General features: G+C 34.9%; 15 protein-coding genes. 8 read left to right on the forward strand and 7 right to left on the reverse strand.

Features of this window, described 5'->3' with window-relative positions; genetic code table 11:
- Window positions 1-19: 19 nt before the first annotated feature.
- The 5 genes from IWX80_RS01465 to guaA all read right to left on the reverse strand — a co-directional run bounded on the left by IWX80_RS01465 (window position 20) and on the right by guaA (window position 6,130).
- A complete protein-coding gene (locus tag IWX80_RS01465) occupies window positions 20-1,633 on the reverse strand; it encodes a CTP synthase (protein WP_196851874.1) in 1,614 nt (537 codons plus the stop codon).
- 163 nt (window positions 1,634-1,796) lie between these two features.
- Window positions 1,797-2,027, reverse strand: coding sequence for a DUF3820 family protein (locus tag IWX80_RS01470; RefSeq protein WP_091209127.1), 231 nt, complete (start codon window positions 2,025-2,027; stop codon window positions 1,797-1,799).
- Window positions 2,028-2,108: 81 nt separating this feature from the next.
- On the reverse strand, window positions 2,109-2,510 hold the full coding sequence (locus IWX80_RS01475) for an OsmC family protein (RefSeq protein ID WP_196851875.1): 402 nt from the start codon (window positions 2,508-2,510) through the stop codon (window positions 2,109-2,111).
- The gene (locus tag IWX80_RS01480) at window positions 2,510-4,471 is read right to left on the reverse strand and encodes a LysM peptidoglycan-binding domain-containing protein (protein WP_334682179.1); all 1,962 of its coding nucleotides are present in this window, start codon (window positions 4,469-4,471) and stop codon (window positions 2,510-2,512) included. Before IWX80_RS01480 ends, IWX80_RS01475 begins: the two co-directional genes overlap by 1 nt.
- A gap of 129 nt (window positions 4,472-4,600) precedes the next feature.
- Window positions 4,601-6,130, reverse strand: a complete 1,530-nt coding sequence (gene guaA, locus IWX80_RS01485; protein ID WP_196851876.1) for a glutamine-hydrolyzing GMP synthase — start codon at window positions 6,128-6,130, stop codon at window positions 4,601-4,603.
- A 201-nt stretch (window positions 6,131-6,331) separates the two neighbouring features.
- Between guaA and IWX80_RS01490 the strand changes: the two genes are divergently transcribed.
- Window positions 6,332-6,859, forward strand: a complete 528-nt coding sequence (locus tag IWX80_RS01490; RefSeq protein ID WP_196851877.1) for a hypothetical protein — start codon at window positions 6,332-6,334, stop codon at window positions 6,857-6,859.
- A 78-nt stretch (window positions 6,860-6,937) separates the two neighbouring features.
- Here IWX80_RS01490 and IWX80_RS01495 read toward each other — a convergent pair whose 3' ends face one another.
- Window positions 6,938-7,606 (reverse strand): hypothetical protein, encoded by a 669-nt coding sequence (locus IWX80_RS01495; RefSeq protein ID WP_196851878.1) that lies wholly within the window; start codon window positions 7,604-7,606, stop codon window positions 6,938-6,940.
- A 282-nt stretch (window positions 7,607-7,888) separates the two neighbouring features.
- Here IWX80_RS01495 and IWX80_RS01500 point away from each other — a divergent pair, with 282 nt between their 5' ends.
- From IWX80_RS01500 to IWX80_RS01525, 6 genes are all read left to right on the forward strand, one after another.
- Window positions 7,889-8,299 carry a RidA family protein gene (locus IWX80_RS01500; protein WP_196852919.1) on the forward strand — a complete coding sequence of 137 codons (411 nt, stop codon included), beginning with the start codon at window positions 7,889-7,891 and terminating at the stop codon, window positions 8,297-8,299.
- Between the two features lie 33 nt (window positions 8,300-8,332).
- Complete coding sequence (locus IWX80_RS01505) at window positions 8,333-9,589, forward strand: voltage-gated chloride channel family protein (protein WP_196851879.1); 1,257 nt, start codon at window positions 8,333-8,335, stop codon at window positions 9,587-9,589.
- A gap of 69 nt (window positions 9,590-9,658) precedes the next feature.
- Window positions 9,659-10,663, forward strand: a complete 1,005-nt coding sequence (locus IWX80_RS01510; protein ID WP_196851880.1) for a DHH family phosphoesterase — start codon at window positions 9,659-9,661, stop codon at window positions 10,661-10,663.
- 4 nt (window positions 10,664-10,667) lie between these two features.
- On the forward strand, window positions 10,668-11,324 hold the full coding sequence (gldI, locus tag IWX80_RS01515; RefSeq protein ID WP_196851881.1) for a gliding motility-associated peptidyl-prolyl isomerase GldI: 657 nt from the start codon (window positions 10,668-10,670) through the stop codon (window positions 11,322-11,324).
- Between the two features lie 14 nt (window positions 11,325-11,338).
- Window positions 11,339-12,463, forward strand: a complete 1,125-nt coding sequence (locus IWX80_RS01520; RefSeq protein ID WP_196851882.1) for a peptidylprolyl isomerase — start codon at window positions 11,339-11,341, stop codon at window positions 12,461-12,463.
- 31 nt (window positions 12,464-12,494) lie between these two features.
- Window positions 12,495-13,769, forward strand: coding sequence for a peptidylprolyl isomerase (locus IWX80_RS01525; protein WP_196851883.1), 1,275 nt, complete (start codon window positions 12,495-12,497; stop codon window positions 13,767-13,769).
- A 148-nt stretch (window positions 13,770-13,917) separates the two neighbouring features.
- Here IWX80_RS01525 and IWX80_RS01530 read toward each other — a convergent pair whose 3' ends face one another.
- Window positions 13,918-14,358, reverse strand: coding sequence for a hypothetical protein (locus IWX80_RS01530; RefSeq protein ID WP_196851884.1), 441 nt, complete (start codon window positions 14,356-14,358; stop codon window positions 13,918-13,920).
- A 448-nt stretch (window positions 14,359-14,806) separates the two neighbouring features.
- Between IWX80_RS01530 and IWX80_RS01535 the strand changes: the two genes are divergently transcribed.
- Window positions 14,807-15,643, forward strand: coding sequence for a DUF4886 domain-containing protein (locus IWX80_RS01535; RefSeq protein ID WP_196851885.1), 837 nt, complete (start codon window positions 14,807-14,809; stop codon window positions 15,641-15,643).
- Window positions 15,644-15,724 lie beyond the last annotated feature (81 nt).

A 15,724-nucleotide genomic window follows, 5' to 3' on the forward strand; every position in this document is an offset into this window, starting at 1 on the left:
TTGTTTCAAAAAACAACAACTATTTTTTCTTTGCCTGAACAGCTGCTGCCACAAAATTCACAAAAATAGGATGTGGATTCGCTACCGTACTTTTGTATTCCGGATGGTATTGTACCCCAATAAAAAACGGATGATTTTCTATCTCTATAATCTCAACCAATCCGGTATCAGGATTTACTCCAGAAGCAAGCAATCCTGCATTTTGCAATTGCGCAACATAATTACTATTGTACTCATAACGATGACGGTGACGTTCTGAAATCGTTTCTTTTCCGTATATTTTATAAGCCAATGAATCTTTTTTGATGTCACATTTCCATGCACCAAGACGCATCGTCCCTCCTTTGTCTGTAACTGTTTTTTGCTCTTCCATAAGGTTTACCACTGGATGAGCCGTGTGTTCATTCATTTCAGTTGAATTAGCATCAGTATAACCAAGAACATTTCTTGAATATTCAATGATTGCCATTTGCATTCCCAAACAAATTCCGAAGAACGGCATTTTGTTTTCACGCGCATGTTGCACTGCTGCAATTTTGCCTTCAATTCCTCTTTCACCAAAACCTGGCGCAACCAGAATTGCATCTAAACCAGAAAATTTCTCGCTTATGTTACTGGCATCAATATGTTCAGAATGAATGGAAACCACATTTACTTTAGTTTCATTAGCAGCACCTGCATGAATGAATGCTTCTAAAATAGATTTGTAACAATCCTGCATTTCAACATATTTTCCAACCAAACCGATATTCACGGTATGTTTCGGATTTTTTAATCGGCGTAAAAAAGTATTCCAGTTTTTTAAATCCGGAGCCGCTTTTTTAGGCAAATCCAATTTTTTTAACGCAACAACATCAAGTCCTTCTTCCAACATTAAATTAGGAACTTCATAAATAGTCGAAGCATCGATAGATTGGATAACTGCTTCTCTTTTTACATTACAAAACAAAGCCAGTTTATTGCGTAATTCTTCAGAAATTTCATGTTCTGTTCTGCACACTAAAATATCCGCTTTTATTCCGCTTTCCATCAAGGTTTTTACGGAATGTTGTGTGGGTTTTGTTTTCAATTCTCCAGCTGCGGCCAAATAAGGAACCAACGTAAGGTGAATTACAATTCCGTTATGCTCTCCCAATTCCCAAACCAACTGACGAACAGATTCGATGTAAGGCAAAGATTCAATATCCCCTACCGTTCCACCAATTTCTGTAATTACAATATCATAGTCACCGGAATTCCCAAGCAACTGCATTCTTTCCTTAATTTCATTGGTGATATGAGGAACTACTTGAACTGTTTTTCCTAAAAATTCCCCTCTTCTTTCTTTTTCAATAACCGAAAGATATATTCTTCCAGTGGTCACATTATTCGCCTGAGAAGTAGGAACATTCAAGAAACGCTCGTAATGCCCTAAATCCAAATCTGTTTCTGCACCATCATCAGTAACATAACATTCCCCGTGTTCATAAGGGTTTAATGTCCCTGGATCTACATTTATGTACGGGTCAAACTTTTGGATGGTTGTACGGTATCCTCTTGCTTGTAACAATTTTGCCAAAGATGCAGCAATGATTCCTTTCCCTAAAGAAGAAGTCACACCGCCAGTAACAAAAATATATTTCGTTTGATTCATTCTGTTGTTGTTTGTGTTGTAGTTGTGTAAAAAAACGTGGCAAAAGTACAAATTTAATTGGACTATTAGAATATTAGCCTGTTAGATTTTCAGACTCTTTTTTGGTTAAAAAAAAAGCAAAATCCAATTCTCTACAAATCTATGGAGTCTAATAAATGCTATCTTATGGTTTTGGATAGCGTTTTTTTATATTCCGAATTAACTCCTCCAGACCGTTAAGTTTCAATTCGTAAATTAATTTCAGCTGTTCACCTAATTCTCCTTTAGGAAACCCTTTATTGCTGTACCAAACAATGTAGTATTCAGGAATATCAATAAGAAACCATCCTTCATACTTACCAAAAGGCATTTTTGTATGGGCTAGCTTAATGAGTTGTTTTTGGTTTTGATCCATTTTTTATAAAAAAGAAGCAAGAGATAAGAAACAAGAACTATTACTACTTCTTGTTTCTTATCTCTTGCTTCTCAAATCTTTTTATTTCCAGTTAAAAATTATTCTTTTCTCGATTTCAGGATGTAAACTTAAGAAAACCGGACAAGTCATCGCCACTCTTTCCAGTATGGTTCTGTTTTTTTCCTCAGCCGTTCCGTACATTTCAAAAGCAATCTCTATTGCACCGATACGTCTCGGTTCTGCATTCATAATTTTAATTACTTCTGCGGTTGAACCCGTTAAATCAACTTGCATTTCTCGTGCCTTGATACCCATTATAGTCATCATACAAGTTGCTAATGCGTTTGCAACAGTATCAGTTGGAGAAAAAGCCTCACCTTTCCCGTTATTGTCCACCGGAGCGTCCGAAAGAATTTCGGTTCCCGATTGCAAATGAATCGAAGAGGTTCTCAAATCCCCTAAATAAGTCACTATTGATGTCATTAATTCGCTTCTTTTATGGTTAAATCCGTGTCGTAATATAAAATATAGATTCCTTTATTGGTATAACCGCCGTCCTCTTTTTTATAAAATTCAAATTTATTATCAATTTGTTCCGTTGCCGCAACATCAATTGTTTCCTGATATTTTTTATCCTGTGATAAACGCAACATCGTATCAAAAGTTAAATCAAATCCACGAGTTGCAAAAACACTAGGATAAATTTTGTTTTTCTTTCTAAATTCCTTTTCGAAAATTAGAGCTTCAGGAGATTCGTTTTCACGGGTAACTGATGGATACATTAATTTTAATTTGGTCAAATTCACAAAATTAATTTCATCCGTATCTAATGTTTCATTAGGCTCCAAAATTACCAGTTGTACTTTATACGAAGACATAGCGCTCAACATTGCCGCTATTGTCGATTTTATCATTCCGGTGTTTCCAGTTTCCATTATGACATAGTTTATCTTGTCTTTTACAAATAAACTTTTCAAATTTTCAGCAGAAACTCCACCGTTTGCGGTAAGCGCAGAAAATCTAACATCTTTATGATTCTCTTTGATAAACTGAATAACCGAACCTTTTTTCTTATCGACAACCGCTACCATATTGCCGCCTTTGGAACGCATGTAATCGAACATGGCATTTTTGACTGTTTCAGGAGCTGGAATCGATTGAAAAATATTAGCGTAGGAAACTCCTAAATCTTTTGACAAAGGCGAAATTACAGGAACTTGATTTGGCAACAATAATTCGGCCGCTTTTTCAACATTGCTTTGATAGAATGGTCCAATAATCGCATCGGAATCTTCCAAATCATTATTTTTTATAATGGAAGTAACATTAGAAGTGTTTTTGGTTTCCTGCGAATCGAAGATTTTCACATCAATATTAAGTCCTAATGTTTTAGCCGAATCAATAGCAATTAACGCTCCAGCATAAAAATCCAACGTCATATTCAAGAATTTATCTTTTTTGAGACGCATTGCAGTCGAATTGACCGTATCGCCTTCAATTTTAGATATATTAAACGGCAACAGCAGTACCAGCTTTTTTCTGTCATTACTTCGGTTGTAGTTTGACAATTCTGTATATTCCTTTTTAGCTTCCGGAGAAAATGTAATTGTAGCAGGGAATTTTAAAACCATGCCTTCAATAACGCCTTGAGCTAATTCAGGATTCAGCCCTATTAATTCCTCCTGACTCATACCTGCCATTTTAGACAAACTATATAAGGTCTCTTTGGGCTTTACAGTATAATTTAAGTAATTTACCGTAGGAGTCGTTTTTACTGGATTTGTAGTTACAATCTCTTTTTTTGATTCAGTAACAGGAACAGTTTTCTCTGGTTTTACTACCGAAGTTTTGGGATTTCCTTTAATCAATAATTTAAATCCTTCGGGTAAATTAGTGACTACTTCAGGATTTTTGCGTTCTAATTCCTCAATCGTAATTCCGTATTGCTTTGCTATAGAATATTTAGTCTCTTTTGGAAGCACATAATGATACACCACTTTTTCATTGACTGGAATAGCACTATTTTTCAAAATAACATTCGAAGGAATTGTAAGCGTTTGTCCAATTTGCAAGCCTTCTTTTTCAAGAAAAGGATTCGCTTGTTTTAATGCTTCATCCGTGACACCATATTTTTTCTCTATTCCATACAAAGTCTCTTTTGGCATTACCTGATGCGTTACAGTAGCGCTTCCTTTTTTAGGCTGAATAACAGCTGCATTTTTCGTAGATTGATTTGGAATCAACAATACACTATTCGGCTTAAGACCACTTTGTGCATCTGGATTCAATTGGTAAATATCAAAGGGAGTAACCTTGTATTTCTGTGCAATCTGATTGATTGTTTCTCCTTTTTCTACCTTGTGTGTTATTGTTTTCCCTTGTGAAAAAGCACTGTGACTAAACAACAAAGCAGTCATACAAATCGCAAAAAAATATTTCATCATTTTTATTTATAAATTATTTAAATCTTTAACAAAGCAACGGTATCAAATTTTATTCCAAAAATCTGATACCGTTTATGTGAGGAACATTCCCGCTAAAAAAATGATGTCCTAAGAATATAAACAACTAAATTATTCCCATTCTATTGTAGCAGGCGGTTTTGAGCTGATGTCATACACAACTCTATTGACTCCTTTTACTTTATTAATAATATCATTCGAAATTTTCATCAAGAAATCATACGGCAAATGTACCCAGTCCGCGGTCATACCATCAGTAGATTCTACGGCACGAAGCGCAATCACTTTTTCGTAAGTACGTTCATCACCCATAACTCCTACGCTATTTACAGGAAGCAAAATTGCTCCGGCCTGCCATACTTTGTCATATAATCCCCAAGATTTCAACCCGTCAATGAAAACAGCATCTACATCTTGCAAAATTTGCACTTTTTCCGGTGTGATATCGCCTAAAATACGAATGGATAATCCTGGTCCAGGAAAAGGATGTCTTCCTAATAATTCTGGATCAATTCCCAGTGAAGCTCCTACTCTACGCACTTCATCTTTGAAAAGCATACGAAGCGGCTCCACTATTTTCAGTTTCATATAATCCGGTAAACCACCCACATTATGATGCGATTTGATTGTCGCTGAAGGTCCTTTTACAGAAACCGATTCGATAACATCAGGATATATTGTTCCTTGAGCCAACCATTTTACATCTTCTATAAGGTGTGATTCATCATCGAAAACTTCGATAAATACACGTCCAATAATTTTACGTTTGGTTTCCGGGTCACTTACACCAGCTAATTCAGATAAGAAACGATCTCCGGCATCCACTCCTTTTACGTTCAAACCCATTCCTTTGTATTGGTCTAATACGTTTTGGAACTCGTTTTTACGAAGCAAACCATTGTTTACAAAAATACAGTATAGATTTTTTCCAATAGCTTGGTGCAATAAAACTGCCGCCACAGTAGAATCTACTCCGCCAGAAAGTCCTAGAACTACTTTATCATCTTGCAATTTTTCCTTTAATTCAGCCACCATTTCTTCAACAAAGGCATTTGGTGTAAAGTTTTGAGGAACTTCTGCTATTTTTACTAAAAAGTTTTCTAGCATTTTCGATCCATCGGTAGAATGAAAAACCTCAGGATGATATTGAATTGCATATGTAGTTTCGCCTTCAATTTTGTAAGCAGCAAATTCTACATCATGAGTACTTGCCAGTTTTACGCCATTTGTTGGTAAAGCTTTGATACTATCACTATGACTCATCCAAACTTGGCTATTTTCAGAAACTCCTTCAAAGAAAATTTCATCTTCCTTTATGAATGATAAATTTGCTCTACCATATTCTCTGGTATTTGACGCCGCCACTTCACCACCACTAAAATGGGATAAATATTGCGCACCGTAACATACGGCCAGCATAGGAAGCTTTCCTCTAATTTGAGATAAATCTGGATGTGGCGCATCTTCTCCTCTAACAGAAAAAGGGCTTCCTCCAAGAATTACTGCTTTATAAGATGATAAATCACTCGGAAAATGATTGTAAGGGAAGATTTCGCAGAATATATTTAATTCGCGAACTCTACGCGCAATAAGCTGTGTGTATTGCGATCCGAAATCTAAAATAAGTACGTTGTGTTGCATGTGCAAAAATACTTTTTATATTTTGAATTGAAAAATTGAATTTTGAAAAATATTTATTTTCTTTTAAACTGTTTAAATAATTTCTTTTGTCTACCGCAAAAACAACTAGTCTTGTAGCTAAACTTGGATTTATCCTGAAATTAGGTTTAAAATATAAAAGAGTACATTTGTAAACCTTATAATCTACTAAAAACAAAAAAGATGAAAACAAAAAAATATATAGCAGTTGCAATTTTTGGATTAATAGCTATTTCTTGCAGTGTAATTGATGACTTATTGACTTTTTCGATAGACAATCAAACTACAGTGACAATTCCATCCGGCTTTCCTGCTAATATCGCTTTAGATGTAGTGACTCCAGATATTCCGTCAAATTCCAGTTCTGTATTTGAAAATAATAATACAAATGCCGAATTAGTGAAAGATGTAAAGTTGAAAGAGATGAAATTGACGGTAACAAATCCCTCCAATAAATCATTTTCATTTTTGAAATCGATACACATCTACATTTCTACAAATGACACTGACGAAATAGAATTGGCATTTTTAGATGATATCAACTCCACTTCAAATACTTTAAATCTAACTTGTACTACTGCGAAATTAGATAAATATGTTAAAGCTTCCAGTTTTAAATTAAGAACAAAAGCTTTAACCAAAGAATCAATAACTCAAGATGTATCTATAAAAGCAGATATAAAATTTCAGGTTACCGCAGATCCTTTTTAGAAAACAATAAATCACAATAAAAAACCGTTGAAATGTAAGTTACATTCAACGGTTTTTTTATTCTCTATACGAATGTATTTATTCCTTTACTAAGATAATTGTGGCTTTGAATCCAGTTCCAAGATTCCACTGACTCGCTGATATCAAACCTCCTTTATCATCGTATACTTTAAATTCAGCAGTATTAGGCCCCGAACTTCCTTGATTTAAGGCTTCAAAATCTATCTTGTTGAACCCTTTTTCTAAAACAATTTCAAAACCTTTAAAATTACTGTCTAAGTTCACTTGATATTGAATTACTTTATCATTTAAATATACTCGAATCTGATCCCCGTCTACATAGGCCGCATCGCGATACATGACTTTAGCGGTAACAGATCCAGTGGAGAAATTTCCTAAATTTTGATTTTTTCGATAAACAATACCCTCCGTATTTTCCTCTTTCTTATTCCACTTGTCTTTGTAAACGTCCCCAGGATTGATAAACTCGTTTTTAGGAGTCATGGAGAAATTAGTTGCCGGCGTAGTAGGAAGCGACGGACTTGGTTTTGGATTAAAAATTTCCGGGTTTTTAAATACGTTTGGTGTATTGATAGGCGGAATATCTGCTTTCGGCGGAATTGTTTTTTTTATTTTTGGTGCATTAGCTTTAGGTGGAATCGCTTTAAATTTCGAGCTAAATTCATTCTGGGCATATCCGCTCAAAGACATACTGATGGTAATCATTAAAAATAAAATCCTTTTCATAACTTTCTAAATTAGTTTATCCGTGCTTATAAAATTTTAAAAATAAAAAACCCATCGTATTTATTCAAGAATCAAGCAGTAATTTAACTTTCATTTATAACTCCCAAATCTGCTTTTTATTACATTTTTGAAATTAAAACTGCTACTATTCGCTTGAAAAAATTGAACTTTTTTAATCTAAAATCGGTGTTTTTATTTCGCTTTTTTTTCTAACTTGCAAATATTATGCCATACCAAAATGACTATTTAAACCGAAGAAAACAACAACAAGAAACTACTAAAATGAAAAGAGAAAACATATTGACAGGATCTCCATGGGAAGACAAAATGGGCTATTGCAGAGCCGTGCGAATAGGAAATATCATTGAAGTTTCAGGCACAGTAGCGATAGTTGATGGTGAAAAAGTAAAAGCTGATGACGCGCATGCGCAAACAGTAAATATTTTAGAACGCGTAAAAGTTGTTTTAGAAGACTTAAAAGTAACTATGGAAGATGTCATCCGAACCCGAATTTTTACTACTGATATTTCGACATTTGAAGACGTTGCTTCAGCTCATGCCTTGTTTTTTAAGGACATTAAACCTACTACCGGTTTTTATGAAATCAGCAAACTGGTTGCCCCTGAATACTTAGTCGAAATTGAATTCACCGCAATAGCCACCGAAAAACCATTAATTCAAGAAGGTTTATAATACTTTTGCAAAAAACAATTTGCCATTTTACTAATGAATTTGGAAGAAACTAAAAAAATATCGTCGCTGCTGCTCAAATGGATTTCTATTTGTATTTTGATAGGTTTTTTTTCCGGTTCGGCATCTGCTTTTTTTCTGGTTTCCTTAGAATGGGTTACTCAAATCCGAGAAAACAATAATTGGATTATTTGGCTTTTGCCAATAGGTGGTTTGGCAATAGGATTGGGATATCATTATTGGGGTAAATCAGTGGTAAAAGGGAATAATGTATTGCTGGAAGAATACGAAAACCCGAAGAAAATCATTCCGTTAAAAATGGCGCCTTTGGTACTTTTTGGAACCCTCATCACCCATCTTTTTGGTGGTTCAGCTGGTCGGGAAGGAACTGCCGTACAAATGGGTGGTGCCATAGCAGACCAGTTTACAAAATTATTTCAACTTGATGCATTCGAAAGAAAAACAATCCTCATTTTAGGAATCAGTGCCGGATTTGCCTCCATTTTTGGAACTCCTTTAGCTGGAGCATTATTTGCTCTAGAAGTCGTTTATTTTAGTAAAATCAATTTTAAAAGCATTGTGCTTTCCTTTTTTGTTGCTTTCATCGCTTATTTCACGGTAGAACTTTGGCACGTAAAGCACAGCCATTATGCAATTCCATTTCTGCCAGAAAATAACTTTACGACTCTATTTTGGGTAATTCTCGTGAGCATTTTATTTGGCCTAGGCGCCATGCTTTTTTCCAGAAGCACACATTTTTGGGGATATTTATTTTCAAAAACTATTTCATTTCCACCACTTCGCCCTTTCGTAGGCGGATGTTTCATAGCACTGGCCGTTTATTTTATTGGAACCACAAAATACATTGGTCTTGGAGTCCCTATGATTGTCGATGCTTTTTCGACACCAAATACTTCCTATGATTTCCTGCTGAAAATACTTTTTACAGGATTTACACTAGGAGCCGGATTTAAAGGAGGAGAAGTCACACCATTATTTTTTGTTGGTGCTACATTGGGAAGCGCCTTATCGCTTATAGTTCCTTTACCGATAGCACTTTTGGCAGGAATGGGATTTGTGGCTGTTTTTTCGGGAGCTACTCATACGCCTATTGCCTGTACGGTTATGGGAATGGAACTTTTTGGAATCGAAAGCGGCATTTTTATTGGAATTGCGTGCCTAATCGCTTACTTTTCTTCGGGGTCAGTGGGGATTTACAATTCACAAATTGTAAGAGGAGCAAAATACCATTTGTACAAAAAATTGAAAAGAAAAAACACCGACTTTTTATAACCTTCTAAAAGTTTGTTAATTGTAGAAATGATTTCAACATTACATTAAAAAAATGTAATTTCGCAGACTATGAAAATACAAGACATTCAAGCGATACAGTTGTTATTATCAACTCCAAAAAAAATTGCAATAATCCCTCACCGCGGTCCTGACGGAGACGCCATGGGTTCTACTCTGGGTTTGTACCATTTTTTATTAAAAAACAAGCATCATCCTGTAGTCGTTTCTCCAAATGAATTTCCAGATTTTCTGGCCTGGATGCCGGGTTCAGAAACCGTTAAAATATTCGAAAAAGACAAACAAAACTGCACCAAAATTCTTGAAGATGCAGAACTTATTTTTACATTAGACTTTAATGCGTTGCATCGCACCGGCGAAATGGAACATGTTTTAGCTAAACTGACCGCGCCTTTTGTAATGATAGATCATCATCAAAAACCGGATGATTACGCTGTGGTAACTTATTCAGATACTTCGTTTGGATCTACATGCGAAATGCTTTATAACTTCATATCGCATCTTGGAAAAAAAGAAGACATCGATAAAACCATTGGAACTTGCATTTATACTGGAATTTTAACTGACTCCGGTTCATTTCGTTTTCCAAAAACAACTGGAACTACCCATAGAATTGTAGCTGAACTAATTGATTTAGGCGTTGAAAACACTGAAATTCCAAGCTTATTATTCGACAACAGTTCTTTTGGACGATTACAAATATTGGGAAGAGCGCTTCAAAATATGAAAGTGATAACGGAACATAAAACAGCATACACAACACTTACTCAGGAGGAATTGAATTCCTTTGATTATGTAAAAGGTGATACGGAAGGAATTGTAAATTACGGACTAAGTATTAAAGGAATCCTTTTTACCGCTATATTTATAGAAAATAAAGAAGAAAAAATCATCAAGATTTCATTCCGTTCCCAAGGTGACTTTGATGTCAATCAGTTTTCAAGAGACCATTTTAACGGTGGTGGACATCGCAATGCTGCGGGAGGAAAATCAGAAGTCTCAATGGAAGAAACGATTCGGAAATTTGAAGATTTAGTAACAAAACTAAGCATATAATCCCATGAAAAATAGTAGCCGAATCGCAATTATATTCTTTCTTTTTGTCCTCGTTTCAAGTTGCAAACAGCAACAAGATGCCAGAAGACCTATTTCTCAAGCTTCAGGAAGTTTCATGAAGAAATCTATAGCGCGTAACAAAAAATTGGTAGCCACTGAGGAAACTAAAATTCAGGATTTGATCAAAAGTAATCCTAATGTAGTTTATCTGGCATCCAAAAAAGGATATTGGTATTCCTATGTGACTCGAAATGAAATTGATTCTTTAACTCCGAAAAAAGGAGATGTCGCTTTTTTTGATTATGAAATCAAAGACTTGAAAGGCACCATCATCTATTCTGAATTAGAATTAAGACCGCAAATATATTATGTGGACAAGCAAAATATAATGATGGGTTTGCGTGACGGAATCAAATTGATGCGTAAAAACGAGAAGGTCAATTTCCTTTTCCCATCAAATATGGGATACGGCTACCATGGAGACAACAAAAAAATTGGCACTAACCAACCTTTAATTTGTACGGTAACGCTTCGCGATTTCAAACCCGAGGCGGTCTATAAAAAAGAAAGTGAACTAAAAACAAAAGCAGTTCCAGTGGCCGCTCCAATAAAAAAAGAAACCCCAGCCGTAAGTAAGACTACGGATACTATAACTCAATAAAATTAAATTTAGAAATGAAAAAAAAGATCCTATTCGTATTCCTGGTAATTGCTTCATTTTACGCTTGTAAAGAAGAACACAACAACCTTCCTGATGGTTTATATGCTAAAATTGAAACCAATAAAGGAGAAATAATTGTACAATTAGATTTTGAAAAAGCACCGATTACAGTAGCTAATTATGTAGCCTTAGCTGAAGGAAAAAATGAATTTGTAACGAATGAAAATCTTAAAAACAAACCTTTTTTCGACGGATTAAAATTCCACAGAGTCATCAAAGATTTCATGATACAAACCGGAGACCCACTTGGAACAGGTTCTGGAGATACAGGATATAAGTTCAAAGATGAATTTTCAGATTTGAGATTTGACAAAGGCGGTGTTTTGGCTATGGCCAATAACGGACCAACGACTAACAGCAGCCAGTTTTTTATTACGCATCTTGCAACACCTTGGCTGGACGGAAAACATACCATTTTTGGTCATGTAGTTGAAAATGGAATGGAAGTAGTAAACAAAATTGAACAAAACGATTACATCAATAAAGTAACCATCATCAGAAATGGTGAAGCGGCAAAAAAATTCAATGCTGTAAAAGTATTCACTGATTATTTCGCTGTAGAATCTGAAAATCAAAAGAAAAAAGCAGCTATCGACGCTGAAAACAAAAGAGTATACAACGAAAAGTACAAAGTAGTTCGGGAACAAAAAGTGGCGGAATTTGCTGATTTAAAAGCAAAGGCTACCAGAACACCTACGGGATTACAATATGTGATTACCAAAAAAAGCGGTGGTAAAAAACCCGCTAATGGCGCAAATGTTTTCATACACTACGCCGGTTTTCTGGAAGATGGAGAATTATTTGATGCCAGTGTTGAAAGTGTTGCAAAAACATTTGGGAAATATGATGAAAATAGAGCCGCTCAAAACGGATACCAACCCATCCCTTTTCAAGCCGGTAAAAAAGATGGCATGATTCCTGGTTTCATCGAGGGACTGGAGCAACTATCTTTTGGTGACAAAGCTGTAATTTTCATTCCATCACGTTTAGGATATGGAGCTGCGGGCGCTGGAGGAGTAATTCCACCAAATGCAAACATCATTTTTGAAATCGAATTATTAGAAAAAACGCCCCAATAATATTAAAAACAAGCCTTTAAATTAGCACAACATGAAATTTAAAATTCTAATTTTATTATTTCTGGGAATGGTCAACGTACATTCTCAAACAATCAAGAAATCCATTCCTGCCAAAAAAACGGTTACAACAGCTAAAGCAACTGTAAAAACACCAGTTAAGCCTGCTGTTAAAGCTCCGGTAGTTATCGAGGGAATTTTTGCAACAATCGCCACCAATAAAGGGAATATTGTATTGGAATTAGAATACAAAAAAGCACCCGTAACTGTAGCAAACTTCATTGCACTTGCCGAAGGTAAAAATACATTTGTAACGCAGGAAAATCTGAAAGGAAAACCGTTCTTTGATGGTCTAAAATTTCACCGTGTCATTAACGATTTCATGATTCAGGGTGGAGATCCTTCTGGAAATGGTTCTGGTGGTCCGGGTTATTCATTTAAAGATGAATTCACTGACTTGAAACATGACAAACCCGGAATTCTTTCTATGGCAAATTCTGGACCCACTACTAATGGAAGTCAGTTTTTTATAACCCACAAAGCAACCCCGTGGTTAGACGGAAAACATACCGTTTTTGGTCACGTAACTGAAGGAATGGCTATTGTAAATTCAATTGCGCAAAGCGATGTGATTACAAAAATTACCATCGTAAGAAAAGGCGCTTTAGCCAAAAAATTTGATGCGCCAAAAGTGTTCGCTGATTATTTCAACAATAAATCCGAAGACCAAAAGAAACAGGATTTAATCAACGCTGAAAATAAAGCAAAACAAGCTGCTCTAGAAGCTGAAAACAGAGTAAAACGAGAAGCTCAAGAAGCGCAAGCCAAAAAAGTGTACATGGAAAAATACGGTCCTGTAGTAGCTGCAAAAAAAGCCTATTTAGCCACCGTAAAAGCCACAGCAACCACTACACCATCTGGATTATCCTATAAAATAATTGAGAAAGGAACTGGAGTAAAACCAACTAATGGAACAACATTTTATTTTCATTATGCCGGTTATTTTGAAGACGGAACCCTATTTGACAGCAGCTATGAAGAAGTCAACAAAACTTACGGAAAATTTGATGCAAATCGTGCCGCTCAAAACGGATACAGAGCCTTCCCATTTGAAGCCGGAAAAAAAGACGGTATGATACCTGGATTTATCGAAGGATTGGACAATATGGCGTTTGGCGATAAAGCAGTAGTTTTTATTCCATCAAATCTGGCGTATGGTGAACGAGGTGCTAGCAACGTTATTCCGCCTAATACAATGCTTGTTTTCGAATTGGAAATGTTGGAAAAACAGCCGGCTCCAAAACAATAAAACTCAAAAAGGATACAATAAAGAAACCCGACAGATTTTGAAATCTATCGGGTTTTTTTTTTGCTATTTATTCTCCACTAATCCTGACTACATTACTAAAAACCGATAATTATCCGTTTCGTCCGCGTGATCAACATTCCTTCTTCAACTATTTCTTTCCAAATTTCCAGTCAAATTCATCTTTCTGATTGATAATGGCGCCAATTTCAAATTTCACTACCTCATCAAATTCAGTTTGAAAAATCATCCAGTTTTCTTCGTTGAAATAATTTTCGAACGTATCAAACTCTTCCTGAGTAAATTTAGTGATTCCTTTGCCAGCCAAATCTTTTTTAACTTCACTAATTTTTCTGTTGATTATTTTGTATCCAAACAGTTCCAGTTCAGGACTCGACGCTACGATATAACCCAATTTAAAATCTTCCTCGACATAGAACGTCAAACGCATTTTTAATTTATTATAAGCAAAAATTACATTATCATCCTCGTCTTTATAATTGCGGTCTGGTTTACCGTAAATTGCGGTAACATCATTTTGTTTCATTCCGAAAATGAGCTTGTCAATTCCGTGTTTTGGATTTATTTTCATATTCATTTATTTGACTGCAAAGTTCGCAAAGTTTTTCGCAAAGTCCACTATTTTTTATAGTTTAAAATTAGCGGATAACAAAAAACCCATTTGCTTTTACCATTCAAAATTTGGGCTTGATAAGCCAAAAAAGTGCATTGTACTAGACGCTGAAAATGAATTTCAGTGAACTTCTATAAAAACAACTACTAGTTGAAGTAATCTTCAAAAGAAAAAATCGGGAGGATTTCTACTTTTATTCCTGACGTAAATAAGTGGTAATGATTACTATTTATTCTATTGTAAAGTAAAAAAAGCCTAGAGTAAATAATGATTCTCCTTTATAATTTGTAGGAATTTTTTAATATATTTGAAAATCAATAAAGCGATGGAAACCTTCGCTAATATAACCATATTTGAGTGTATATACGAAAGTTTGTTTCGTATATATACTAGTTAACTGTAATTTATGAGAAAATTTCTACTAATCATTTTAGCTTTTACAATTACCATTTGTAAATCTCAAAAGCCACAATCATCTAAAGAACTGAATGTCTTGTTCATTGGAAACAGCCTGACTTATTTTTACGATATGCCTCAAACTCTTCAAATGATGTTGAATGAAACAAATTCGAATATAAAAATTGAACATAGCACTTTTCCAGGTATGTCATTGTCTGATCATTTGGATAACATAATCGAATCTCGGACAGAGAATGGAATTAGCGCAAGAAAAAAGGAAATTGGAGAAACCACAGAAACTGAGATTAAAATAGCCGAAAAAAATTGGGATATTATTATTCTACAAACTGGAACTGTTAGTGTATTGATTCCTGAAAATCGTGATTTAAAAATTAACAAAGCTATAACGGATATTAAAAAATTAGTTTCTAATTCAAAATGCAAATTTATACTTTTCAATACTTGGCCTTCAAAAAATGAATATCCCAAACAATATTGTTATCCGTCAAGAGTGATAGATAAATCAATCGAAAAAGAAAGATGTTGTTCGCCAACTCTTAAGAATTTAAAACAAGAAACTAGACTAATAAATGAATCCTATGATTTAGTTGCACAGAAAAATAACTTGTTGAAATCTGACAATGGAAATAAATTCTACGAGGTTTTAACAAAAAATCCCGAAATAGAACTTTATGAAGATGATAGTCACCCAAATAAATATGGAGCTTTTTTAAACGCGTGTGTTTTCTACCAAATGCTGACTGACAAAAAAGCGTCTGAATTAAAATTCAACGGAGAAATCGAACCAAAAACTGCGGAATTATTAAAACAAGTTGCGAAATAAAACTACTGCTAACAGCTAGAATTTCTTTGCGTGCGTAGCACGAACAATAAAACTACAGTTGAACAGCCTGTCACGTTTTTA

The sequence above is a fragment of the Flavobacterium sp. CAN_S2 genome (genome assembly GCF_015752255.1).
Lineage (GTDB): Bacteria > Bacteroidota > Bacteroidia > Flavobacteriales > Flavobacteriaceae > Flavobacterium.